A 22405-nucleotide genomic window follows, 5' to 3' on the forward strand; every position below is an offset into this window, starting at 1 on the left:
CTAACCGGCGCCACCGACCCCGGCGACCGGACCGGGAGACCCGGCCCTCGGCATACCAAAGAGTGGTGCGGCTGTCGGCCGGCCGTGGCATCGTGGACGTCATGTGCAGGAACATCCGACCACTGAACAATTTCGAGCCACCGGCCACGACCGACGAGGTGCGGGCCGCGGCGCTGCAGTATGTCCGCAAGATCGGCGGCGCGAGCAAGCCCTCGGCAGCAAACCAGGAGGCCTACGACCGGGCGGTGCAGAAGGTCGCCGCGGCGAGCCAGGAGCTCCTGGACTCTCTGGTCACCGTCGCCCCGCCGAAGAACCGCGAGGAGGAGGCCGCCAAGGCCAGGGCACGCTCGGCCGCCCGGTTCGCCAGTTGACCCGAGTTCACCCGCAGACCGTAGGCTCAGGCTGTGTCCGATCTGCTGATTGACCCCGCCGAGCTCGCCGACCTGCTCGCCGCCGAGGACCCCGAGGAGCGACCGGTGCTGCTCGACATCCGGTGGTCCCTGGGCACTTCCCCGGAGGAGAACCGGGCCGAGTTCCAGGCCGGGCACATCCCCGGTGCCGCGTTCATGGAGATGAAGGGCGCCCTGTCCGGAGCGCCGGCACCCGACGGTCGGGGCGGACGCCACCCGATGCCCCGGCTCGCCGACGCGCAGGAGGCTTTCCGGGCCGCTGGGGTGACCGACCTGCGCCCGGTGGTGGTCTATGACGGCGCGACCTCCGTCGGTGCCGCGCGGGCGTGGTGGCTGCTGAACTACTACGGCAAGGACGAGGTGCGCGTCCTGGACGGTGGGTATGCCGCGTGGCTGGCTGCCGACCAGCCGATCGAGACCGGCGAGCCCGAGGTCGAGCGTGGTGACATCGTGCTCACCCCTGGCGGGCGACGACTGCTGGATGCGGACGGGCTCGAGGACTACCTCGACCGGCACCAGGTCGTCGACTCGCGGCCCGCCGAGCGGTTCCGTGGCGAGTCCGAGACGATCGACCCGGTGGCGGGGCACATCCCGGGAGCGATCAGCATCCCGGCGCTGCAGAACGTCGACGACGCCGGGCGCTTCCTGCCCTCGGACGACCTGGAGCTGCGGTTCACCGCCCGCGGCATCCAGCCGGACAAGCGGACCGCGATCTATTGCGGCTCGGGCATCCAGGCGTGCCACATGGCCCTGGCGATGGAGGTGGCTGAGGTGGGTGTCTATGACCCAGCCGTCTACATCGGGTCCTGGAGCGACTGGATCACCGACCCCGAGCGGCCCATCGCGACCGGTCCCTGAGCCGTCGTGGGCCCCCATTCCGGTGCCCTCGACCCGGGCGACATGTCGCGTCTTTGCAGGTCAGGGCAGTGTCAGTGGTGGCGTTTAGGTTTGTTGTATGGCGCAGAGGAGCGGGGTTGTCGGTGGCGGGTTGACCGCTGCTGACTCTGCCGCGGCTGATGGGGGGCGTGGGCGGTACGTGCCGGTGATCGGGTCTGGGCCGTTGCGGGAGGAGCCGTCGTCGGGTCCGTCAGTTCCGGTCCCAGAGATCGAGCGAGGGGCGGGTGCTGCGGCTGACGGACTGTCACCAGCACCCGGGATCGGGGGCCAGGGCGCTGCTGATCGTGGGGTGGCGTTGACGGCCACGGGTCATGAGGTTCCCGAGTTCCTGGCGGGCACGGCCCATATGGTGCAGATGCTTGCTGGGGAGTTTCCGTTGGGGTCCTTGCCGGAGCAGGGTGTGGGTGAAGCGGTCGGGGCGGCGCAGGCGTTGGTGCAGGCCGCACAATCACTTCTCGTCACGGCCACGCATGAGGCGATGAGCCGGGGCCTACCGGCCCAGTCGGGGCACTCGGTGCCGGACTGGATCGGGACGTGGGCGCCGAGTATCGACCGTCATGAGGCGTTGGCGACGGCGCGGGTGGCGGCCGCTGAAGGTGACGAGCGGTTTGAGGCCTTGTCGGCGAAAGTTGCTGACGGGTCGGCGCGGGTGGCTCGGGCTGAGGTGATCGTCCGACTGACGCAGGAGATGACCCCGATCGCGACAGCGGAGTCGTTGCAAGCTGTGACGGATTTGATGACGGGCCAGGTGGAGTCGACGTCGTTGGCCGGGATGAAGAAGGTCGCTTCACGGGTGCGTGAGCACCTGGTCGAGCCCGCTGACGATGAGGAGGACGACAACCAGGCCGCTGCGCGGCGCTTGCTGCGCCGGGTGGGGACCGTCGCCGGGTTGTCAGAGTGGCAGTTGTTGTTGGACGCGGAGGGGCAGGCGATCTTGAAGGCGGCGCTGGATCCGCTGTCCGCGCCGCGGCCGGGCGTTGATGAGCACGGTGTCGAGCAGCTCGACGCCCGCACGGCAAGCACTCGGCGGGCGGATGCGTTGTTGGAGATCATCGGCCGCGGCGTCGCCGCTCCGGAGGGTGAGACCACCACGGAGAAGGCGAAGATTCACGTCACCATCGATCAGGAAGCTCTGGCGGGCAAGGTGGCTGGTGGGGGCCACACCGCCACCGGTGAGCACTTGTCGGCGGGCACGATCCGCCGCTTGGCGTGCGATGCCCAAATCATCCCGATCATGCTCGGTGGCCCTTCCGAACCGTTGGACGTGGGGCGGGTGCACCGGTTGTTCACCCCCTCGCAACGGAAGGCGGTGTTGTTGCGAGACAGGGGATGCAGCTTTCCCGGGTGTTCGATGCCCGCGGGGTGGACGGATATTCATCACATCGTGCACTGGATCTTCGGCGGTGCCACAGACCTGGACAACGCGGCCGCGCTGTGTCGACGACACCACGTGATCGTCCACAGGTATGGCTACACCGCGACCGTCACAGCCACCGCAGTGATCTGGCACCTCAACAGCGGACCCGACACCCCCACGGGGCCGCTCGCTGGGCCACTGCCCGATCCCTGAGGGCCACGCCCCGCACCCCGCCTCCACGGCGGGGTCACCGGCATGTCCGAAGGCACCCGGACCTTGGCCTTGACTGCTGAGTCACTCGCCGATCGTCCGCGGGCAGTTGAGGGGCGGATCGACGTCGCTCCCGCTGGAGGCCTCCACCGCCGCGGCGCGGACCCGTCCAAGGTTCCACTCCAGGAGGTCGTCCGTCTCCGGGTCCATGCGCAGGAGGGCACAGCGACTCAGGTCCGTCGGGAGCCGTTCGGCGATGGCGGGGGCCGCATCCGGGCCGAGGGAGGACAGGTAGTCGAGGTCGAGCTTCCCGGTCTGCTCGTAGCGCGTGATGTTCCGGTCGGCGACCCACGCCTCCGGGTTTGCCAGACCGATGACCAGCAGGAAGGCCGCACCCGTGGCCACCGCCGCCCGGGGCAGCCAGTCGCCGGTGAGACGGACTCCGGCGATCATCACGAGCACCACGAGCAGGCCTAGCCACAGCTCGAACGCATCCACCAGGACCCGCAGGACGGTGTAGCCGTAGGCCTCCTGATAGAGGGACATCCGGTGTAGCGCCGACCCGACAACGACAAGGGTCAGCAGGCAGAGCACACCGAGCAGGAGCCGCAGGACCAGCCTGTCGCGCGCCGTCTGTCGCGGTGCCTTGCGCACTGCGGCGGCGATGGTCAGCAGCGTCAGCACCGTGGCAACCACCAGCTGGCCGAACCCCTGGTGGACATACTCGGCATAGGTCAGGCCGGTCGTCCGCTGCAGATGGTCGTGTCCGCCCCACAGTGCCGTCGCCTGAGCGACCAGGAAGGCCGCGAAGACCGCGATCACGACCCCGACCGGCACCTGCCACTCCCACGCACGGGTCACCGGTCGGGCCTCTCCCAGGCCGACCTCGTCGACCCGGGGCGGGTTGAGCGCCAAGTAGCACGCCGCAAGCACAACGCCACCGACCATGAACCAGGTGAAGGCACGCAGCACGAAGGTGTCCGCGATTCGGACCTCCGGCAGGACATCGGACACCCAGGTGCCGAACAGGGCATCGCCCGAGGCGAACAGGCCGACGAAGACCACGAGCAGCACCAGGGAGACCGCGGCGGTGCGCAGGACTGGCCACATCACGTGGTGCCGACTGGTGGCGCTGAGCGTGCGCCCCAGCAGCGGCAGGCCGCGCAACCCGCTGAGCACCCAGGACACTCCTGCCGCAACCATGGCCAGCGGTCGCCGGGCATCGGTCAGCGCGATCGCCACGAGGACGCCTGCGGCCAGGACTGCCAGGACGGCGAGCCACTCCGCGGCCCGCAGGAACACGAGGGCGCCGAGACCGAGACAGAGCACGACGGATCCGACCGTCCAGGGGCGCGACCGGTGGACCGACCTGCTCAGCACCAGTCCGCCGGCGACGACAAGCACCAGGAAGGTGCCAACGCCGAAGAGGCGATCCGGCAGGATGAGAGCCCCGAGCAGACCTACAGCCAGCGACCCGAACAACGCGATCGGGGCCGTGCGCAGGCTCGCCTGCTCGGGCCAGAGGGCATCGAACATCGAGTCGATCACCGTGCTTGTCGACGCCACGGCGGTGGCCCCTGTCGTTCGTGCACCGACCACGGGCGGCGTGCTCGCTGGGCTAGCTGCCACTGCCCCGTCTTCGCCGACTTCCTCTGGGGCCGCGTGAGGAACGGCGCTCTCCCCGGCACCGGTGGCCCCACTCGGCCGGGGATCCCTGGGCAAGGTGGCTCTGACTCTGGCCCCCATCTGCCCCTCAATCGGAGGAACGGCTTCGATCGTTCCGCCGTGGAGCTCACAGACCCAGCTGGCGATGGCCAAACCCAGTCCGGTGCCGCCGCCGGTGGAGTCCCCGGTGCCCAACCGGGTGAAGAGCGAGTCCGCACGCTCCGCAGGGATCCCCGGTCCCTCGTCCGAGACCTCCAGGGACCAGCGCCCCTCCCCGGGAAGGGCCGTCGCCTGCAGTCTCACGACGCCGCCCTTCGGACTGTGTCGGGAGGCGTTGTCGAGCAGGTTGGCCACCACCTGGTGCAGGCGCGCGTCGTCGGCTCGGACCTCGAGGTGCGGGGGCGTGACGGTCACCTCATAGCTGACAGGTCTCCCACCGACCTCTGCCTCACCCACGGCCCGACGCAGGAGGTCGATCACGCTGACGCTCTCCAGCCGCAGGGCCACCGCACGTCCATCGACCCGCGTGACGTCCAGCAGGTCCTCGACGAGTTGACTCAGTCGCTCTGACTGCGTGAGCGCGGCCTGCAGCGCTGCGTCGTCAGGGGTGACGACGCCGTCCACCAGGTTCTCGAGCAGTGCCCGCTGACCGGCCAGGGGCGTGCGGAGCTCGTGAGAGACCGTCGCCACCAGCTGACGACGCTGTTGGTCGGCCGTGGCGAGATCCTCCGCCATGGTGTTGAAGGCGCGGCCCAGGTGTCCGACCTCATCGGCTGACGTCGCCGTGACCCTGACCGCGTGGTCACCGCGCGCCATGCGGCCGGCCGCCGCGGTCATCTCACGCAGCGGCGCGGTCATGCCACGCGCCAACCACTGGGTCACGCCCAGCGCTGCAGCAACGGTGACCGGCAGTGTCAGCCACGCCGGCACCCCGGCCCGATGGCCGATCTGGAGGACGAGCGCAGCAGTGAGGATGCTCAGGGCGACGAGGAGACCGATCTTGATCTTGATCGATCCGACTGGATCGAGCGGGCGCTCGCGATCGAGCTCAGCCACGCCTCACACCTCCAACGCGTAACCGACACCGTGGACGGTGCGCACCCGCTCGGCACCGATCTTGGCGCGCAGCGACTTGACGTGGCTGTCCAGGGTTCGTGTCCCCCGTGCATCGGCCCAACCCCAGACCCCCGACATCAGCTCCTCCCGGGTGTGCACAGCGCCCGGCTCAGACGCCAGGGCCACGAGGAGATCGAACTCCAACGGTGTCAGGTGGATCTCGTCGGACCCGATCCGCACACGTCGGGCTCCACGGTCCAGGTGCAGATCGCCAAGGCTCATGAGCGCCTCGGGCGTGTTGACCAGCTCAGCGGCACGCTCCACCCGGCGCAGCAGGGTACGGACCCGGGCCACGACCTCACGCATCCGGAAGGGCTTGGTCACGTAGTCGTCCGCCCCGACACCCAGCCCGACGAGCACATCAGTCTCCTCGACTCGGGCCGTCAGCATCAGCACCGGCACCGGACGCTCGGCCTGGATCCGGCGACACACCTCGAGACCGTCATAGCCCGGCAGCATCACATCCAGCAGGACCAGGTCGGGGTGATGCTCAGCGAAGGCCGCGACTGCTCCTGGGCCGTCGACGGCGCGAATCACCCCAAAACCTTCGGCAGCCAGCCGGTCCGAGAGGGCCTGGTTGATCGTGGGGTCGTCCTCGACGACGAGCAGCAGGTGCTCTCCGGAATCCCCGGTCGGGGTGGTGTCGGTCATGGGTCCGAGCCTAGGAGCCGAGGCCTGTGGCGCAGGGGTGCGACCTGTGGAGGTGTTGTGAAGATTGCCGGGACAGGCCTCAGCAGGCATTCCTTCAGGCGGCGCTCCGCTTCCGAGGACGACCTCGTGGTCGCTTGCGAGCCACGATGACCCCGTTGACCATCAACTGCCCACCCCAGACGCCACACGACTCACGCCGGTCCAGAGCGCCATCAAGGCAGGCCGTGGTGACGGGGCACTGTCCGCACAGCGCCTTGGCGACCTCGATGTCGTGCGGGTGATCGGCGAACCAGAGGTCGTGGTGATGCTGCTGACACGGGAGGCGAAGGTCGTCATCCCCTGGACGCAGCCACTCCCGGGACTGGCTCGATGCGGTGTGCGGCATAACAGAATGACCGGGGCCGCGCACCGAAGTCATCGCCCGCGTCGCAGTGGTTGCGTGTGTGGTGCTCGTGGAAGGCACGGAGGTCACGCCCGGCGCGGCCACAGCAGGAGCGCCGCGGGGACCAGGCCCAGCAGGAAGCCACTGGGCCCCACGATCCAGAAACAGATCAGAACCCAGCCGAGCAGCACCCAGCCCACATGACGCGCCACCTCCCGGCCACGTCGACCGGCGTCGACCAGCAGCAGCCCGAGCATCGCGAGGGGCACCACGAAGCCACCCGGCAGAGCCCAGAACACGGTGACCGCCTCACCCTCGAGCGGGGCCGTCCGGGTCATCCCCTCCAGCCAGACTCCCCAGTGAGGGTTGAACGCGAAGACGAGGGTGTGCAGGACCGCGATCGCAACGGTGCACCATCCGGCCGCGGCTGTGAGCCGATCCGCGCGCCTGCGGATCATGGGGACGCCCTCGCTGAGGCCATGGGCTGTCCCGTCGGGGACGCCGTGGTCGGTTGTATCGGTGGTGTTGTGGTGGGGGGTGCTCATGCCCCTGAGGTTCGCAGGGGCACGGACACCGGCGAGTCCCCCTGAAGAGTGGAAACGCTCCACCCTGAGGGTGAGCCGGATGCCACCGCCTCCGGTCATGCGACTGCTCAGCCGCCGTCCGAGACCGTCCCCTCCGCACGGGCCACGGCTTCCCGTTGAGCCTCGTTCAGCTCTGGCGACTGCAGCCAACCATCGGGCAGCGCCACAACCCGTGAGGAGCCGGCCCGTCCCCGCTGGCCCTCGGCCGCGTCGCCGGGCCACGGCATACTGCCGTCCAGTCCGTCGATCAGGTCGTCCAGGGCTGCCAGGGAGTCGACCAGTGCCAGCTTGTTGCGGAAGGCACCGCCGACCGGGAAGCCCTTGAAGTACCAGGCGATGTGCTTGCGGATGTCGCGACAGCCCTTGTTCTCGTCCTGGTGGAAGTCGACGAGATACTCGGCGTGGCGTCGCAGGGTCGCGCTCACCTCACCGAGGCTCGGCGTGATCCGAAGATCGGACCCGGCAAAGGCTGCGGCCAGGTCGGCGAACAGCCACGGGCGACCGAGACAACCACGGCCGACCACGACCCCGTCACACCCGGTCTCGGCGACCATGCGGACGGCATCCTCGGCGGACCAGATGTCGCCGTTACCCAGGACCGGGATCGAGGACACGGCGCGCTTGAGCTCGGCGATGCGCGACCAGTCGGCCTGGCCGGAGTAGGCCTGGCTCGCGGTACGCGCGTGCAGCGCCACGGCGGCCGCGCCCTCGCCCTCGGCGATACGCCCGGCCTCGAGGTAGGTGATGTGGTCGGCGTCGATGCCGACCCGCATCTTGACCGTCACCGGCACGTCATAGGGCGCCGCGGCGCGCACCGCTGCCGACACGACGCCACGGAAAAGGTCGGTCTTCCACGGCAGGGCGGCACCACCGCCCTTGCGGGTGACCTTGGGCACCGGGCAGCCGAAGTTGAGGTCGATGTGGTCGGTGCGATCCTCGGAGACGAGCAGGTCAACGGCTCGACCGACCGTGGCCGGATCCACCCCGTAGAGCTGGATCGAACGGGGCTGCTCCTCAGGATCGTGCTCAATGAGCTTCATGGAGACCGGCGTGCGCTCCACCAGCGCACGGGAGGTGATCATCTCGCTGACATACAGCGACGTTGCGCCGCTGGCGGTCTGGCCAGCGGCGCCCGCCTCTCGGCAGAGGCGCCGGAACGCCCGGTTGGTGATGCCGGCCATCGGCGCCAGCACCACCGGAGAGTCGATCGTGTGCCGACCGATCTGCAGGGGCGGCAGCAACCGCTCCCCCGTCGTGGGGACAGCGGTGTCGGGCAGGGTGGAAGTGGCAGTAGCAGTCATGTCGAGACCTAGTGTCCCACCGAATGACACCCGGCCCGAGTCACTGCGGTCCGACTCGAGCGGTGTGCGCTGCGTCTGACCGGTCCGGCTCCAGCGGTGTGAGCGGCGTCTGAGCGGCGACGGCGACCGTTGCGGCGTCCCCGATCAGGCGGTCTGCCCCACGTGCTCGCCCTCACCGATCTCCTCGACGAGCTTGGCATTGAACGCGGGCAGGTCATCGGGGGTGCGACTGCTGACCAGCCCCTGGTCGACGACCACCTCTTCGTCCACCCACTCCGCGCCGGCGTTGCGCAGGTCCGTCTTCAGGCTCGGGTAGGACGTCAGAGTCCGGCCCCGCACCACGTCGGCGTCGGTGAGGATCCAGCCACCGTGGCAGATCACCCCGACTGGCTTGCCGGCCTCGAAGAAGGCTTTCGTGAAGGCGACGGCGTCCTCGTTCATCCGCAACTTGTCGCCGTTGACCACTCCGCCAGGCAGCATCAGCGCGTCGAACTGGCTGGCGTCCGCGCCAGCGACCTCTTGGTCGACCGACGCTTCATGCCCCTTCTTGCCGGTCAGGGTCCCGGATTCCGGCGACACCAGCACCGCCTGGGCACCGGCCTCGGTCACGGCATCCCACGGTGAGGTGAGCTCACTGTCCTCGAAGCCGTTCGTGAGCAGAAAGGCGACCTTCTTGCCATCAAGCGCAGCCATGGTCTCTCCTCTGTGATTGGGGTGTGCGGCCTCTCCCAACCCTAGGTCGGTCTCTCTCGCGCAGCATGTCGACAGCAGACCCGGGCAGTGTCCCAACCGACCACGAAGCGGGCTGCCAGACGACGTTTGCGCGCAGCCCACCCCAGGTGAACGCCCTACGTCCGCACCGTGAGGTCCGCACGCTCGGCAGTCCGGTCTGGTCCGAAGAGCGCCAGTTCCTGTGCCGCCCATCGCTCCCAGTGCGGCGCGAAGGTCTCGCCGTCACGTTCGATGCCCCGCTGGTGTCGCACCGACTCCTCTGCATCCACCCAGACCCGCAGTGCGGCATACTCCCCCGCCCGTCCCACGCTGCTGCCGCACCCTTCGAGGACGAGCAGGTCGGTGGCGGGCACCTCAGCGGTCGGCCCCCACTCTCCCCGTCCCCAGTCCCAGACCCGGTATGCCGCGTGCTCGCCTCGGGTCAGCGGCTCCAGCACCTGGTCGGTCACCAGGTCGACGGCCTCGGCCAGGCCGTCCCATCCGGGATAGAGCTCGTCCATGTGCACGATGGGGCAGTCCAGGTCCTGCGCGACCGCCTGCGCCAGGGTGGTCTTGCCCGACCCGCTAGGCCCGTCGATGGCGATGACGGTGGCGACACCCCTCGGCGCAGCTGTCTGCGCGGCCGCGACGATGCGGGCCACCACGTCCTCATCCACCGGTGTCTCATCGACCACGAGTCCGTCTCGCAGTGGTCGTCCGAGGAAGCCGAGTGCGTGGTCGATGAGGCCGGCACACGGCAGGGCCGGCAACGCCTCAAGCGGCACCCAGCGTGCCTCGTCAGTTGAGCCGTCCACCTCATCGGTGAGCTCACCGGACGTGAGGGTCGCACGATAGATCAGCTGGACCAACAGCAACGGCCGGGCACTGCTCGACAGGCGGTCCGCAGACGGGATCACCTCGGTGGCGGTGCCGAGGAGTGGCCCCAACTCCACGGCATACCCGGTCTCCTCGGCCACCTCGCGCACGGCGGCCTGCTCGCAGGACTCGTGGGGCTCGAGGCCGCCGCCGGGCAATGTCCAGCACGGGCGCAGGTGCCGGCCGTCCGGCGCACTGAAGCCTGCCCAGTGAGCCAGCAGCACCTGGCCGTCGCGCTCGATCCACGCATAGCAACCCACCCGGGTGTCGAAGTCCACCGAGCAACCTTAGGTGAGGATCGTGCGGTCACAGTGCGGAGACGCGAGCTTGTGTCAGGCATCCCCCGGGTTCTGACCCTGAGGATGCCTGACATAAGCGGCGGTGCTCAGCGCAGCTGGACCCAGCGATGCAGCAGCGCCCAACGATGCAGCGATGCTCACCGTTGCTGCGGCGCCCAGCGAAGCAGCAGCGCTCACCGGTGCGGCGTTGCTCAGCGCAGCTGGTTGCCCAGCAACTGCTCGAAGGGCGTCAGGGACTCCTCCGAGATGCGGTCGACCTTGCCGACCTCGTCGACAGCGGGGGCGGTGAAGCCAGGCACCGAGCCGGACGTGGACACCAGCAGTGCTCCCAGCTCGCTCGCGGCGCGGGCGACGCGCCGATCCAGGCCGTCACCGTCCTGACCACCCGAGCCGCCGAAGTCCTCGGTCGCGGCGAACACGCCAGTGGGCACGACGACCGCGCGCAGATAGCTGAACAGCGGCCGCAGTGCGTGGTCCAGGACCAGCGAGTGCCTCGCGGTGCCCGCGGTCGCCGCGATCAGCACCGGCTTGCCGGTCAGCGCGTCATTGTCCAGCAGGTCGATGAACGACTTGAACAGACCGGAGTAGGACGCCGTGAACACGGGCGTCACCGCGAGGACCGCGTCGGCCGACGACACCGCGGTCAGTGCGTGCCGCAGCGCGGACGGCGGCATGCCGGAGACCAGGTGGTCGGCGATCTCGCGGGCCAGTCCCCGCAGCTCGACGACCTCCACCTCGAGGCTCTCGCCACGGGAGGAGACCTCGCGCTGCACCGCACCGCTGATGCGGTCGGCGAGGATCCGGGTGGAGGACGGCACGCTCAGGCCGGCCGAGATGACGACAAGCTTGCGTGACATCAGTTGCTCCCTGTCTCGACGCGGCCGCGCGGGCCCATCGCGGCGTTGGCGTGGTCGTCGCCGGCCTCGATGAGGCTGGCGTGGGTGGGCGGGTCGGACGGGACGTCGGCCGGGCGGCGGGCCTCGAACTCCTTGCGCAGCACCGGGACGACCTCGGAGCCGAGGATCTCGAGCTGCTCGAGCACGACGTCCAGCGGCAGGCCCGCGTGGTCCATCAGGAACAGCTGGCGCTGGTAGTCCCCCACGGCGTCAGCGAAGCCGAGGGTCCGCTCGATGACCTGCTGGGGGCTGCCCACGGTCAGCGGCGTCGCCCGGGTGAACTCCTCCAGGCTCGGGCCGTGGCCATAGACCGGCGCCTCGTCGAAGTAGGGACGGAACTGCTTCACCGCGTCCTGGCTGTTCTTGGCCATGAAGACCTGACCGCCCAGGCCGACGATCGCCTGGTCGGCGCGGCCGTGCCCGTAGTGCTCATAGCGACGCCGGTAGAGGTCCACCATCCGGGCCGTGTGGTCCATGGTCCAGAAGATGTTGTTGTGGAAGAAGCCGTCACCGTAGTAGGCAGCCTGCTCGGCGATCTCCGGGGACCGGATCGAGCCGTGCCACACGAAGGGCGGGACACCGTCCAGCGGTCGCGGCGTGGCGGTGAAGCCCTGCAGCGGCGTGCGGAACTTGCCCTCCCAGTCCACGACCTCCTCGCGCCACAGGCGCCGCAGCAGGTGGTAGTTCTCCACCGCCAGGGCGACACCGTTGCGGATGTCCTGGCCGAACCAGGGGTAGACCGGGCCGGTGTTGCCGCGGCCCATCATCAGGTCCACCCGCCCACCGGACAGGTGCTGCAGCATCGCGTAGTCCTCGGCGATCTTCACCGGGTCGTTCGTGGTGATCAGCGTCGTCGCGGTGGACAGCTGCAGGGTCGTGGTCTGCGCCGCGATGTAGCCCAGGAACGTCGTCGGCGACGACGCGAAGAACGGCGGGTTGTGGTGCTCACCGGTGGCGAACACATCCAGCCCGACCTCCTCGGCCTTGAGCGCGATCTGGACCATGTCCTGGATGCGCCGGGCGTCAGTCGGGGTCTTGCCGGTCGTCGGGTCAGTCGTGATGTCGCTGACACTGAAGATTCCGAACTGCATCGGGTCTGCCTTCCCACGCGCCGACCGTCTCGCCGGCTGGTTGATTGAACTCTCAACCTGCCCAACAGTGCCCCGGCGCTATACATTCCTGGTCATGCACCTGGTTACTCCACCTTCAGCTCACCCATCTCGTCCCAGCCGTCGCCCTCGACCTGACGGGAGACGATCTTGGGCGTCGCGGTGAGGTACTGCGGGAAGTCCTGCTGCATCGCGGCGAAGTGCTCGGACTGCACGTGGGGTCCCGCGCCGTCGTCCTCGAACGCCTCGACGAGCACGTACTCGTTGGGGTCCTTCAAACTGCGCGACCACTCGAACCACTTGTTGCCGGGCTCGGCCTCGGTGGCCTCCGTGTAGGCCCGGACCAGTTCGGGCCACTGCTCGGCATACTCCGGCTTGACCGGGAACTTGACGACGATGAAGTACATGGGGTGGTCCTTTCGTTCGGGGCAGTCCTCGCATCCAAGCCCACCACAGCTGCCCGCGCACCCCGCGCGTGCCCCCGTTTTCACGCAGTGAGAAGCCGTGGCCGCCGGCGACTGCCAAGATGGCCGTATGCCGGACAAGCACCAGAGCTCCCCAGCGCCTGTTGACCTCGGGTCGGGTCCGGGTGGAGACGAGGGTGAGGCACGCCCCAGCCTCATCCACCGGGCGGTCGCGGTGCTGGAGCACGTCGCCGAGGCGGGCGGGGCGAGCGCGCGCGACATCGCCGAGACCACCGGGATCCCGCTGCCCAGCGTCTACCGGATCGCCCAGGAGCTGGTCCAGGTGGGCTACCTGATCCACCTGCGCGAGGAGAAGCGGTTCGCGCTCGGCTACAAACTGCACACCCTGGGTGCCCGCCTGCACGAGGATCTGGGGGTCCCACGCGAGCTGAAGCAGGAGATCGCGCGGTTGCACACGGACACCAGGATGGCCGCCTATCTGGCCATCCACCGGGGGGCCGACTTCGTCGTGGTGTTCGTCGCCGACTCCCCCGCCTGCCCGCGGCTGGAGCCGATGGAGTTCGGGTTCCACGAGACGCCCCACGCCACCGCCTTCGGCAAACTGGGGCTGAGCGAGTACTCCCCCGAACAGCGGCGCAGCTATCTGGAGCCGCACCAGCCGCACCGTCTCACACCCTCCACCATCACCGACCCGGCGGAGCTGGAGTCTGCCCTGGCCCAGATCGCCGCGGACGGCATCGCCTGGGAGCACGAGGAGTTCCAGGTCGGCACCACCTGTGCCGCCGTGCCGATCCGGGCGGACGACGGGTTGCTGATCGGCTCGGTCGCCGTCTCGGCCCCGGTCCACTGGTATGCCGGACAGCAGCGGCACGTCGAGCACCGGCTCCGCGCCACCGCCTCCCGGGCCGGCCGGATCTACCGCCTGGGCAACCGGCACGCCTGACCCGACCTTCGGCATACCCCTGGTCTTCTCACGCGGTGAGAAGCACCCCTTCCGGCGCCACCTCTGCCTCCCTACGGTGACCAGCACACCGGTCGCGAACTGCAAGGAGGCAGTGATGGGCTATCCCGAGAAGTACCCGGCGAAGTATCCGCAGCTCAACGAGATGGAGTTCACGGACACCGCCCGCCAGATCCTGATCCGCATCCTGCGGGTCGCCTTCCCGCACGAAGGTTTCCCGGACGGACCCTACGAACGACAGGCCGACCAGATCTTCGAGCTCGCCAACGAGTCGACCTGGTTCCGGATCAAGCTCACGCAGGGCATCGCCACGCTCAACGACCTCGCCGGCGGCTCCTTCCTCGGCCTGGATGACCAGAGCGCCACCAAGGTCCTCAAGCACGTCGAGCACACCGACTTCTTCGGGTTCATCCGCCGCACCACGATCCTGAACATGTATGAGGACGAGGCGGTCTGGGAGGTGCTGGGCTATGAAGGGCCCTCCTTCGACAAGGGCGGCTACGTCGACCGTGGCTTCAACGACCTGGACTGGCTGCCCGACCCCCGCGTCGAGGAGAGCCAGGAGGAGTTCGTCGAGATCGTCTCCGACCTGCCGGTGACCTCGGGTGCTGCGCCGGGAACCGACCAGCCGACCGGCGACGCCGCGCGGTCCTCGCACCCCGGCGTGGCCTCCACCACTGCCGACCAGAACCTGACGGAGGACAACTGACATGGCCCAGATCAGCCAGGACGAGGCGAGTGTCGTCATCATCGGCTCCGGCGCCGGCGGCGGCACCCTGGCCTACGAGCTGACCAGGGCCGGGATCCCGGTCGTGGTGCTCGAGGCGGGACCGCACCTGCGCAACGAGGACTACATGAACCTGGAGTGGGAAGCGTTCAACCAGATGGCCTGGCTGGACCCGCGCACCACCTCCGGCAGTTGGCGGATCGCCACGGACTTCCCGAACCTTCCCGCCTGGCTCGTCAAGGCCGTCGGCGGGACGACGACCCACTGGTCGGGAGCCACCCCTCGGTTCAAGGCCCACGAGTTCCGCACCCGGTCGGTCTACGGTCGGGTCGAGGGTGCCAACCTGCTCGACTGGCCGATCACGCTGGAGGAGCTGGCGCCCTACTACGACCGCGCCGAGAAGGCCATGGGTTCGACGCACCGGCACGGGCGCCCACCGTTGCCGGCCAACAACAACTACAAGGTGCTCGCCGGAGGAGCGGAGAAGGTCGGCTACCGGCACTACGCCACGGGCCCGTATGCGACCAATGCCGAGCCGTATGACGGCCGCCCCGCCACCGTGCAGGACGGGTTCAACTTCCAGGGGGACAAGAACGGGTCGAAGTGGTCCACGCTGGTGCGCGAGCTCCCCCGGGCCGGAGAGACCGGCCTGCTGGACCTGCGGCCGGAGAGCCAGGCCGTGCAGATCACCCACGGCAAGGACGGCAAGGTCGACGCGGTCATCTACCTCGACTCAGAGGGCAACCTGCACCGGCAGGCCGCCAAGGTGGTGTGCGTCGCGGGCAACTCGATCGAGACCCCGCGTCTGCTCCTGATGAGCGCCTCCTCCCTGTTCCCCGACGGGCTGGCCAACTCCTCCGGCCAGGTCGGGCGCAACTACATGCGCCACACCACGGGCAGCGTCTACGCGCGCTTCGAGAAGGAGGTGCGGATGTATCGCGGCGAGACCATGTCCGGCCTCATCGCCGATGAGTCGCGGCACGATCCCTCCCGCGGCTTCGTGGGCGGCTACTACCTGCAGATGATCTCGTTGGGTCCGGCCTTCCTCGCCAGCTTCATCGAGCCCGGTGCGTGGGGGAAGGAGTTCACCGAGCTGATGGACGCCTACTCCCGGACCGCGGGCCTGTGGATCGTCGGGGAGGACATGCCGCAGGAGACCAACCGGGTGACCCTCAACAGCACGGTGCAGGACCGGCACGGGCTCCCCGTCCCCGACGTGCACTTCGACGACCACGCCAACGACGTGGCGATGCGCGAGCACGCCTACGCCCAGTCGGACCGTGTCTACGAAGCGGTCGGTGCGCTGGGCACCCACCACACGCCGCCCTATCCGTCGACCCACAACCTGGGCACGTCCCGGATGAGCGAGCGGCCCGAGGACGGCGTCACGGACAGGTGGGGGCGCACGCACGACGTGCCCAACCTGTTTGTCTCCGACGGGTCACTGTTCACTACCGGCGCGGCGGCCAACCCCACCCTGACGATCGTCGCCCTGGCGATCCGGCAGGCGGAGTTCCTCGTGGAACAGCTGCGGACCGGGGCCCTCTGACCGGCGGCGGCCGCGGACTGGACACCCCGAGACGGTCCGCGGCTGCCGCCATCCATTTTTGGGGAGGTTTGGACCGCCCCTGCGCAACTTTGGGGAGGTTTGGACCGCCCCTGCGGAACCTTGGGGAGGTTCGGAACGCCCCCTGCGCAACTTTGGGGAGGTTCGGAACGCCCCCTGCGCAACTTTGGGAAGGTTCGGAACACCCCTGCGGAGCCTTGGAGAGATCCGCAGCACCCGAGCGGGTGTGGCGCGCGGAGAGACGCTCAGGTGCGGTCGGTGAGAACCAGGGGGCCGTCGGCCGTCAGCGCCACCGTGTGCTCGCTGTGCGCCGCGCGCGACCCGTCCGCGCTGCGCAGGGTCCACCCGTCGGCATCGGTGTAGATCTCGTCCGTGGTGGCCATCAGCCAGGGCTCGATGGCGATCACCAGACCGGGCTGCAGCCGCAGCCCGCGCCCCGGCCTGCCGTCATTGGGCACGTGTGGGTCGCCGTGCATGGTGCGGCCGACGCCGTGACCTCCGAACTGGAGGTTGACGCCGTAGCCGGCACCTCGGCATACCTCGCCGATGGCAGCGGACACATCGAACAGGCGACCGCCCGGCTGCAGCGCGGCGATGCCCGCCTCGAGAGCCCGCTCGGTCGTCTCGATCAACTGCAGGTCAGCTCGACTGGCCTCACCCACGACGAAGGAGACGGCCGAGTCAGCCACCCAGCCATTGATGGAGACCGCGAAGTCCAGACTCAGCAGGTCACCGTCCTGCAGTGTGTAATCGTGGGGCAGGCCGTGCAGTGCCCCGTCGTTCACGGAGGTGCAGATGACCTTGCCGAACGGCATGGCCCCGAAACTGGGGTGGTAGTCGACATAGCAGCTGGTGGCACCGGCCGCCGCGATGAGCTCTGTTGCACGCGCATCGATCTCCAACAGGTTGGTGCCGACGCCCACCTCGTCCCGGAGGGTGCTCAGTGCCTGCCCGACGAACTGCCCAGCCGGGCGCATCGCCTCGATCTCGCGCGGCGTGAAGTGCTCGATCACCGCCGTCAGCAGCCGATCAGACGCTGCGCGAGGTAGGCCTCGACCTTGTCCAGGGACACCCGCTCCTGGCTCATCGAGTCGCGCTCGCGGATGGTCACCGCGTTGTCGTCGAGCGTGTCGAAGTCGACGGTCAGGCAGAACGGCGTGCCGATCTCGTCCTGCCGGCGATAGCGACGACCGATCGCGCCGGCGTCGTCGAAGTCAATCATCCAGTTCTTGCGGAGCTGGGCCGCGAGGTCGCGGGCCTTCGGGGTCAGGTCGGCGTTGCGTGACAGCGGCAGCACGGCGGCCTTGACCGGCGCCAGGCGCGGGTCCAGTCGCAGCACGGTGCGCTTGTCGACGCCGCCCTTGGTGTTGGGGGCCTCGTCCTCGTGGTAGGCGTCCACCAGGAAGGTCATCAGCGACCGACCCAGACCTGCTGCGGGTTCGATCACGTACGGCGTGTAGCGCTCGCCGGTCGCCTGGTCGAAGTAGGTCAGGTCAGCACCGGAGTGCTCACTGTGCGTCTTGAGGTCGAAGTCGGTGCGGTTGGCGATGCCCTCCAGCTCACCCCACTCAGACCCGGCGAAGTTGAAGCGGTACTCGATGTCCACCGTGCGCTCGGCGTAGTGGGACAGCTTCTCCTTCGGGTGCTCGTAGTGGCGCAGGTTGTCCCGGTTGATGCCGAGGTCGACATACCAGTTGGTGCGCTCCTCGATCCAGTACTCGTGCCACTCCTTGGCTGTCGAGGGCTCGACGAAGAACTCCATCTCCATCTGCTCGAACTCACGGGTGCGGAAGATGAAGTTGCCAGGCGTGATCTCGTTGCGGAAGCTCTTGCCGGTCTGGGCGATGCCGAAAGGCGGCTTCTTGCGGGCCGCCCCCATCACGTTGGCGAAGTTGATGAAGATGCCCTGCGCGGTCTCTGGCCGCAAGTAGTGCAGGCCGGACTCGTCCTCGATGACACCCAGGTAGGTCTTGAGCATCATGTTGAACTCGCGGGGAGCGGTCCACGCGCCCCGGGTGCCGCAGTTGGGGCAGGCGACCTCAGCCAGGTCTACATCGTCGGGGTCGACCTCCTTGCCCTTCTTGGCGGCCTTGGCCGCGACGTCCTCCTGCAGATGGTCCGCACGGAAGCGCTTGTGACACGACTGGCACTCGGTCAGCGGGTCGGAGAAGGTCCCAACGTGACCCGAGGCGACCCAGGTCTGCTTGGGCAGAATGATCGAGGAGTCGAGGCCTACCACGTCGTCGCGGCCCTGCACCACCGAGCGCCACCACTGGCGCTTGATGTTGTCCTTCAGCGCCACGCCCAGGGGACCGTAGTCCCAGGCCGATCGGGTGCCGCCATAGATCTCGCCGCAGGGGAAGACGAACCCACGGCGTTTGCAGAGGCTGACGACGGTATCGACGGTAGAAGTGGCTGCCATGCCGACGAGTTTAGGCCGTGCGGAGGCTAGGCTCAGAACGTGTCCAATCCGATCACCTCCCCCGACCCTCACTACCAGGCCACCGGCGCCCGTGCGGCCATCGAGCGGGCCAGTGTGCCGGTGCTCAAACGGCTGGCCCTGCTACCCACCTGGTTGCCGATGGTGGTTATCGCAGCGTTGATCCTGGCCGGGGCGTTCCTCGGTGGTCCTCTCGTCGAGGACGACGGCGTGCGGGTGGCCGGAGTCCTGGGCCTCGGCCTGATCGGCGTGGCCCTGCTGGCACTGTTCTGGCTGCTCTATCTGAGCTGGCCACACCTCACACCCCCATTGCGGATGATGCGCATCGCTGTCCTGGTGCTGCTGCTGGTGATCGTCGTCACCCAGTTCGTCACCCCCTGACCGACCTGCTTCGCGCCAGGGGTGGCATCCATGTGATTTGACAACGGTTCTCACGCGGAGTGAGAATCATTCCCATGACCCGACCCTCCACCGTTCTCCCGTTGACCATCGCTTCTGCCCTCCTGCTGGCCAGCTGTGGCGGTAGTGATGCCGGAACCACGGGGGAGGGCACACAGCTCCACGTCGTCACGGCCTTCTATCCCCTGGAGTTCGCGACCCAGCAGGTGGTCGAGGGTGTTGACGGGGTCGAGGTCGAAACGCTGACCAGCCCCGGGGTGGACGCCCACGACCTCGAGCTGACCCCCCGCCAGGTCGGGTCGATCAGCGAGGCCGACCTGGTGGTCTACTCCTCCGGCATGCAGGCCGCCGTCGATGAGGCCGTCGGCGAGCAGGCCGCCGACCACAGCCTGGACACGACAACGGTGGTCAACCTGGTGGACCGTTCCTCGGAGGAGCAGGGGGCCTCCGAGGACGGCCACGAGGCGAGCCACGAAGGTCACGAGGAGCACGAGGACGAGGACTCCGACCACGAGGGCCACGAGAACGAAGGCGCCCACGAAGGTCACGAGGAGCACGACGACGAGGACTCCGACCACGAGGGCCACGAGGACGATGGCGCCGGCCACGAGGGTCACGACCACGGGCCGCTCGACCCGCACTTCTGGCTCGACCCGCAGCGCTATGCCGACGCGACCGAGGCCATCGCCGAGGAGTTGGCGATCGCCGACCCCGCCAATGCCGAGGCCTACCGGGCCAATGCCCAGGCCTTCGCGGCCGAGCTCGGGGCCCTGGACACCGAGTTCAGCCAGGCCCTCGCCACCTGTGAGCAGGACACCATGGTGACCACGCACGAGGCCTTCGGCTATCTCGCCGACCGCTACGGGCTGCACCAGATCGGCATCTCGGGCATCGTCCCGGACGGTGAGGTGTCTCCTGCGCGCGTGGCCGAGATCACCCGGACGGTCGAGGAGCTGGGGGTCCCCGCGATCTATGCCGAGTCCTCCGCCGGCGGGGACCTCGCCGATGTCATCGCCTCCGAGACCGGCACGCAGGTCCTGTCCCTCGACCCGATCGAGGGAATCAGCGGTGACTCGGCCGGCAGCGACTACCTTGAGGTGATGAGTGCCAACCTCGAGGCCCTGCGACAGGGCCAAGGGTGCGCGTGAGCACCACGCAGCACACCCCGGCCGACGCCCCCGCGGTCCGGCTCGACCACGCCGCCTTCGGCTATGCCGGGAGACCTTTCACCGAGGGCATCAACCTGGCGGTGCCCCAGGGCGAGGTCATCGCCCTGCTGGGTCCGAACGGCTCGGGCAAGTCGACCCTGGTGCGCGGCCTGCTCGGGCTCAACGACCAGGTTGGCGGAACCGTCACGCTCTTCGGCACCCCACTGGACCATCTCACCGACCGCAGCCGCCTGGGCTACGTGCCCCAGCGGCATACCCTCTCTGCCTCGGTGCGGTCCACGGTGCGCGAGGTCATCTCCACCGGCCAGCTGGCCAGTCGACCCTGGTGGCGCCGGGCCTCAGCGAACGACCGGGCCACTGTCACCAAGGCCGCCGACACAGTCGGTCTGGCCGACCGCCTCGATGCGGACGTGGCGACCCTGTCCGGGGGGCAGCAACGGCGGGTCCTGATCGCCCGCGCCCTCGCCTCTCAACCCGACATGCTGATCATGGACGAGCCCACCGCGGGCGTCGACGCGGCCAACCAGGACGTCCTCGCGACCGTGCTGCGACGGCTGGCCAGGCTCGGCGTCACGATGCTCGTGGTCACCCACGAACTCGCCGCGCTGCGCGGCATCGTGGACCGGATCGTGGAGATGGACGCGGGCCGGGTGAGTTTCGACGGCACTCCCCTGCAGTATGCCGAGCACCGGGCCCAGGTGTCCCGCGCCGCTGACTCGGGGCTGGCTGGTGCGGATCACTCCGGGGCGCGCCACCACCTCGCCTTCGACGAGCACCACCACGACGACGGACCGGTGGAGTCTCCCGGACTACTCAGCGGGGTGGGGCCGATGGACGGCCCGGTCGAGGGGAAGGACTCCTGATGCCTGAGATCCTGTCCTTCGACTTCATGCGCAACGCGCTGCTGGCTGCCCTCCTGGTCGGGGCCGTTGCTCCGCTGGTCGGCATCTTCCTGGTGCAGCGACGCCTGTCCCTGATCGGTGACGGGCTGGGCCACGTGGCCCTGGCCGGTGTGGCCGTCGGCATCCTGCTCGACAACCAGCCGATCATCACCGCCCTCATCGCGGCTGTCCTGGCCGGGGTGGCCGTCGAGGTGATCCGCGCCCGCGGCCGGGCCAGCGGTGACATCGCCCTGGCCGTCATGTTCTACGGAGGTATCGCCGCCGGTGTGGTCATCATCAACCGGGTCGATGGCAGCCAGAGCGCCAACCTGACCAGCTACCTGTTCGGCGCCATCACGACCACCTCACGGGGGGATCTGATGGTCTTCGGCGTGCTGTCAGCGGTGATTCTCGTTGTCACCGTGACGTTGCGCCAGCGACTGTTCCTCGCGGCAGGCGATGAGGAGTATGCCCGCGCCAGCGGCCTGCCGGTCATGGCACTGAACATCACGCTCTCGGTGCTCACCGCCGTCACCGTGGTCGTCTCCATGAGGGTCGTCGGCCTCCTGCTGATCAGTGCCCTGATGATCGTGCCCAACGCCGCGGCCCAGCAGGTCGCGCGGAGCTTCCGCGCAGCGACCGTGTGGGCGGTGCTCTTCGGCGTCCTGTCCGCGGTCGGCGGCGTGGTGACCTCCTTCTATGCCGACACTGCTGCTGGTGGCACGATCGTCCTGCTGGCGATCGGAATCTTCCTGGTGATCGCGGCCGCCATGGCCCTCGTGACCGCTGCCACCGCGCACCGGCACCGGGTCGCCGAGCGCCATCCGCATGAGCACGGCCCGGGTTGTGGCCACGAGGCGATCCCCCACGATGACCATATTGACTACCTCCACGGAGACCACCGGCACGCCCCCCACGGTGGTCACTACGACGAGCACGAACGGGTGACGAGATGACCGAGACCAGACGCCGACCGACCAGACAGCAGGCCGCGGTGGCCACGGCCCTGCAGGAGATGGAGGACTTCAGCTCCGCCCAGGAACTGCACGCCCGCCTTCGGGAGACCGGCGAGACCGTCGGCCTGGCGACCGTCTACCGCACGCTGACCGGCCTCGCCGAGTCGGGTGAGGTCGACGTGCTGCGCACCGACGAGGGTGAGGCCATCTACCGCATGTGCAGCACCGGACACCATCACCACCTGGTGTGCCGCGACTGCGGGCGGGCCGTGGAGATCGAGGGACCCGCCGTCGAGCGATGGACGGACCAGGTCGCGGCCGAGCACGGTTTCAGCGACGTCGCCCACACCCTGGAGATCTTTGGCACCTGCGCCGACTGCACGCGCCGCTGATCCCTTGCCCTCCTCGCCTCCGGC

At 68.9% G+C, this 22405-nt stretch carries 23 protein-coding genes; 11 read left to right on the forward strand and 12 right to left on the reverse strand.

Annotated elements, in window-relative coordinates; genetic code table 11:
- Positions 1 to 101 precede the first annotated feature (101 nt).
- From DPQ65_RS03725 to DPQ65_RS03735, 3 genes are all read left to right on the forward strand, one after another.
- The gene (locus DPQ65_RS03725; RefSeq protein WP_114906190.1) at positions 102 to 371 is read left to right on the forward strand and encodes a DUF2277 domain-containing protein; all 270 of its coding nucleotides are present in this window, start codon (positions 102 to 104) and stop codon (positions 369 to 371) included.
- A gap of 33 nt (positions 372 to 404) precedes the next feature.
- Positions 405 to 1268 carry a sulfurtransferase gene (locus DPQ65_RS03730; protein WP_114906034.1) on the forward strand — a complete coding sequence of 288 codons (864 nt, stop codon included), beginning with the start codon at positions 405 to 407 and terminating at the stop codon, positions 1266 to 1268.
- Positions 1269 to 1365: 97 nt separating this feature from the next.
- On the forward strand, positions 1366 to 2877 hold the full coding sequence (locus DPQ65_RS03735) for an HNH endonuclease signature motif containing protein (protein WP_114906035.1): 1512 nt from the start codon (positions 1366 to 1368) through the stop codon (positions 2875 to 2877).
- An 81-nt stretch (positions 2878 to 2958) separates the two neighbouring features.
- On the opposite strand, the gene DPQ65_RS03740 is transcribed toward DPQ65_RS03735, so the two are convergent.
- The 10 genes from DPQ65_RS03740 to DPQ65_RS03790 all read right to left on the reverse strand — a co-directional run bounded on the left by DPQ65_RS03740 (position 2959) and on the right by DPQ65_RS03790 (position 12871).
- Entirely contained in the window at positions 2959 to 5595 is a 2637-nt protein-coding gene (locus DPQ65_RS03740) for a DUF4153 domain-containing protein (RefSeq protein ID WP_114906036.1), read from the reverse strand.
- 3 nt (positions 5596 to 5598) lie between these two features.
- Positions 5599 to 6306 (reverse strand): response regulator transcription factor, encoded by a 708-nt coding sequence (locus DPQ65_RS03745; RefSeq protein WP_114906037.1) that lies wholly within the window; start codon positions 6304 to 6306, stop codon positions 5599 to 5601.
- 94 nt (positions 6307 to 6400) lie between these two features.
- Positions 6401 to 6724: a WhiB family transcriptional regulator gene (locus tag DPQ65_RS03750; protein ID WP_337589670.1), complete on the reverse strand. Its 324-nt coding sequence runs from the start codon at positions 6722 to 6724 to the stop codon at positions 6401 to 6403.
- A gap of 50 nt (positions 6725 to 6774) precedes the next feature.
- Positions 6775 to 7233, reverse strand: a complete 459-nt coding sequence (locus DPQ65_RS03755; RefSeq protein WP_162802000.1) for a DUF6463 family protein — start codon at positions 7231 to 7233, stop codon at positions 6775 to 6777.
- A 107-nt stretch (positions 7234 to 7340) separates the two neighbouring features.
- Positions 7341 to 8573, reverse strand: coding sequence for a tRNA dihydrouridine synthase DusB (gene dusB / locus DPQ65_RS03760; protein WP_114906040.1), 1233 nt, complete (start codon positions 8571 to 8573; stop codon positions 7341 to 7343).
- A gap of 144 nt (positions 8574 to 8717) precedes the next feature.
- Complete coding sequence (locus DPQ65_RS03765) at positions 8718 to 9266, reverse strand: type 1 glutamine amidotransferase domain-containing protein (RefSeq protein ID WP_114906041.1); 549 nt, start codon at positions 9264 to 9266, stop codon at positions 8718 to 8720.
- Between the two features lie 155 nt (positions 9267 to 9421).
- Positions 9422 to 10438 (reverse strand): NUDIX domain-containing protein, encoded by a 1017-nt coding sequence (locus DPQ65_RS16005; protein WP_238146664.1) that lies wholly within the window; start codon positions 10436 to 10438, stop codon positions 9422 to 9424.
- 212 nt (positions 10439 to 10650) lie between these two features.
- A complete protein-coding gene (locus DPQ65_RS03780) occupies positions 10651 to 11316 on the reverse strand; it encodes an FMN reductase (protein ID WP_114906042.1) in 666 nt (221 codons plus the stop codon).
- Positions 11316 to 12446, reverse strand: coding sequence for an LLM class flavin-dependent oxidoreductase (locus tag DPQ65_RS03785; protein WP_114906043.1), 1131 nt, complete (start codon positions 12444 to 12446; stop codon positions 11316 to 11318). The genes DPQ65_RS03780 and DPQ65_RS03785 overlap by 1 nt, the downstream gene beginning before the upstream one ends.
- A 104-nt stretch (positions 12447 to 12550) precedes the next feature.
- Positions 12551 to 12871, reverse strand: coding sequence for a putative quinol monooxygenase (locus DPQ65_RS03790; RefSeq protein WP_114906044.1), 321 nt, complete (start codon positions 12869 to 12871; stop codon positions 12551 to 12553).
- Positions 12872 to 12998: 127 nt separating this feature from the next.
- Here DPQ65_RS03790 and DPQ65_RS03795 point away from each other — a divergent pair, with 127 nt between their 5' ends.
- From DPQ65_RS03795 to DPQ65_RS03805, 3 genes are all read left to right on the forward strand, one after another.
- On the forward strand, positions 12999 to 13832 hold the full coding sequence (locus DPQ65_RS03795) for an IclR family transcriptional regulator (protein ID WP_114906045.1): 834 nt from the start codon (positions 12999 to 13001) through the stop codon (positions 13830 to 13832).
- 76 nt (positions 13833 to 13908) lie between these two features.
- Complete coding sequence (locus tag DPQ65_RS03800; protein WP_202862995.1) at positions 13909 to 14559, forward strand: hypothetical protein; 651 nt, start codon at positions 13909 to 13911, stop codon at positions 14557 to 14559.
- A 1-nt stretch (position 14560) separates the two neighbouring features.
- Positions 14561 to 16126, forward strand: coding sequence for a GMC family oxidoreductase (locus DPQ65_RS03805; RefSeq protein ID WP_114906046.1), 1566 nt, complete (start codon positions 14561 to 14563; stop codon positions 16124 to 16126).
- Between the two features lie 263 nt (positions 16127 to 16389).
- On the opposite strand, the gene map is transcribed toward DPQ65_RS03805, so the two are convergent.
- Entirely contained in the window at positions 16390 to 17157 is a 768-nt protein-coding gene (gene map / locus DPQ65_RS03810) for a type I methionyl aminopeptidase (protein WP_114906047.1), read from the reverse strand.
- A gap of 5 nt (positions 17158 to 17162) precedes the next feature.
- On the reverse strand, positions 17163 to 18566 hold the full coding sequence (locus DPQ65_RS03815) for a glycine--tRNA ligase (RefSeq protein WP_114906048.1): 1404 nt from the start codon (positions 18564 to 18566) through the stop codon (positions 17163 to 17165).
- A 39-nt stretch (positions 18567 to 18605) separates the two neighbouring features.
- On the opposite strand from DPQ65_RS03815, the gene DPQ65_RS03820 reads away from it, so the two are divergent.
- The 5 genes from DPQ65_RS03820 (at position 18606) to DPQ65_RS03840 (ending at position 22381) form a co-directional block, all read left to right on the forward strand.
- Entirely contained in the window at positions 18606 to 18965 is a 360-nt protein-coding gene (locus tag DPQ65_RS03820; RefSeq protein ID WP_114906049.1) for a DUF6703 family protein, read from the forward strand.
- 74 nt (positions 18966 to 19039) lie between these two features.
- Entirely contained in the window at positions 19040 to 20131 is a 1092-nt protein-coding gene (locus DPQ65_RS03825) for a metal ABC transporter substrate-binding protein (protein ID WP_114906050.1), read from the forward strand.
- Positions 20128 to 21015, forward strand: a complete 888-nt coding sequence (locus tag DPQ65_RS03830) for a metal ABC transporter ATP-binding protein (protein ID WP_114906192.1) — start codon at positions 20128 to 20130, stop codon at positions 21013 to 21015. The genes DPQ65_RS03825 and DPQ65_RS03830 overlap by 4 nt, the downstream gene beginning before the upstream one ends.
- On the forward strand, positions 21015 to 21989 hold the full coding sequence (locus tag DPQ65_RS03835; protein WP_114906051.1) for a metal ABC transporter permease: 975 nt from the start codon (positions 21015 to 21017) through the stop codon (positions 21987 to 21989). The genes DPQ65_RS03830 and DPQ65_RS03835 overlap by 1 nt, the downstream gene beginning before the upstream one ends.
- The gene (locus DPQ65_RS03840) at positions 21986 to 22381 is read left to right on the forward strand and encodes a Fur family transcriptional regulator (protein WP_114906052.1); all 396 of its coding nucleotides are present in this window, start codon (positions 21986 to 21988) and stop codon (positions 22379 to 22381) included. Before DPQ65_RS03835 ends, DPQ65_RS03840 begins: the two co-directional genes overlap by 4 nt.
- The last annotated feature ends 24 nt before the right edge of the window (positions 22382 to 22405 follow it).

The organism is Ornithinimicrobium murale (assembly GCF_003352835.1).
Classification (GTDB): Bacteria; Actinomycetota; Actinomycetes; order Actinomycetales; family Dermatophilaceae; genus Ornithinicoccus; species Ornithinicoccus muralis.

What these genes read in the sequence shown, in the direction of transcription:
- DPQ65_RS03725 (WP_114906190.1), top strand. Translation starts at nt 102, where the DNA reads ATGTGCAGGAACATCCGACCACTGAACAATTTCGAGCCACCGGCCACG.
- DPQ65_RS03735 (WP_114906035.1), top strand. Translation starts at nt 1,366, where the DNA reads ATGGCGCAGAGGAGCGGGGTTGTCGGTGGCGGGTTGACCGCTGCTGAC.
- DPQ65_RS03745 (WP_114906037.1), bottom strand. Translation starts at nt 6,306, where the DNA reads ATGACCGACACCACCCCGACCGGGGATTCCGGAGAGCACCTGCTGCTC.
- DPQ65_RS03750 (WP_337589670.1), bottom strand. Translation starts at nt 6,724, where the DNA reads ATGACTTCGGTGCGCGGCCCCGGTCATTCTGTTATGCCGCACACCGCA.
- DPQ65_RS03755 (WP_162802000.1), bottom strand. Translation starts at nt 7,233, where the DNA reads ATGAGCACCCCCCACCACAACACCACCGATACAACCGACCACGGCGTC.
- dusB (WP_114906040.1), bottom strand. Translation starts at nt 8,573, where the DNA reads ATGACTGCTACTGCCACTTCCACCCTGCCCGACACCGCTGTCCCCACG.
- DPQ65_RS03765 (WP_114906041.1), bottom strand. Translation starts at nt 9,266, where the DNA reads ATGGCTGCGCTTGATGGCAAGAAGGTCGCCTTTCTGCTCACGAACGGC.
- DPQ65_RS03780 (WP_114906042.1), bottom strand. Translation starts at nt 11,316, where the DNA reads ATGTCACGCAAGCTTGTCGTCATCTCGGCCGGCCTGAGCGTGCCGTCC.
- DPQ65_RS03785 (WP_114906043.1), bottom strand. Translation starts at nt 12,446, where the DNA reads ATGCAGTTCGGAATCTTCAGTGTCAGCGACATCACGACTGACCCGACG.
- DPQ65_RS03790 (WP_114906044.1), bottom strand. Translation starts at nt 12,871, where the DNA reads ATGTACTTCATCGTCGTCAAGTTCCCGGTCAAGCCGGAGTATGCCGAG.
- DPQ65_RS03795 (WP_114906045.1), top strand. Translation starts at nt 12,999, where the DNA reads ATGCCGGACAAGCACCAGAGCTCCCCAGCGCCTGTTGACCTCGGGTCG.
- DPQ65_RS03805 (WP_114906046.1), top strand. Translation starts at nt 14,561, where the DNA reads ATGGCCCAGATCAGCCAGGACGAGGCGAGTGTCGTCATCATCGGCTCC.
- DPQ65_RS03815 (WP_114906048.1), bottom strand. Translation starts at nt 18,566, where the DNA reads ATGGCAGCCACTTCTACCGTCGATACCGTCGTCAGCCTCTGCAAACGC.
- DPQ65_RS03825 (WP_114906050.1), top strand. Translation starts at nt 19,040, where the DNA reads ATGACCCGACCCTCCACCGTTCTCCCGTTGACCATCGCTTCTGCCCTC.
- DPQ65_RS03835 (WP_114906051.1), top strand. Translation starts at nt 21,015, where the DNA reads ATGCCTGAGATCCTGTCCTTCGACTTCATGCGCAACGCGCTGCTGGCT.
- DPQ65_RS03840 (WP_114906052.1), top strand. Translation starts at nt 21,986, where the DNA reads ATGACCGAGACCAGACGCCGACCGACCAGACAGCAGGCCGCGGTGGCC.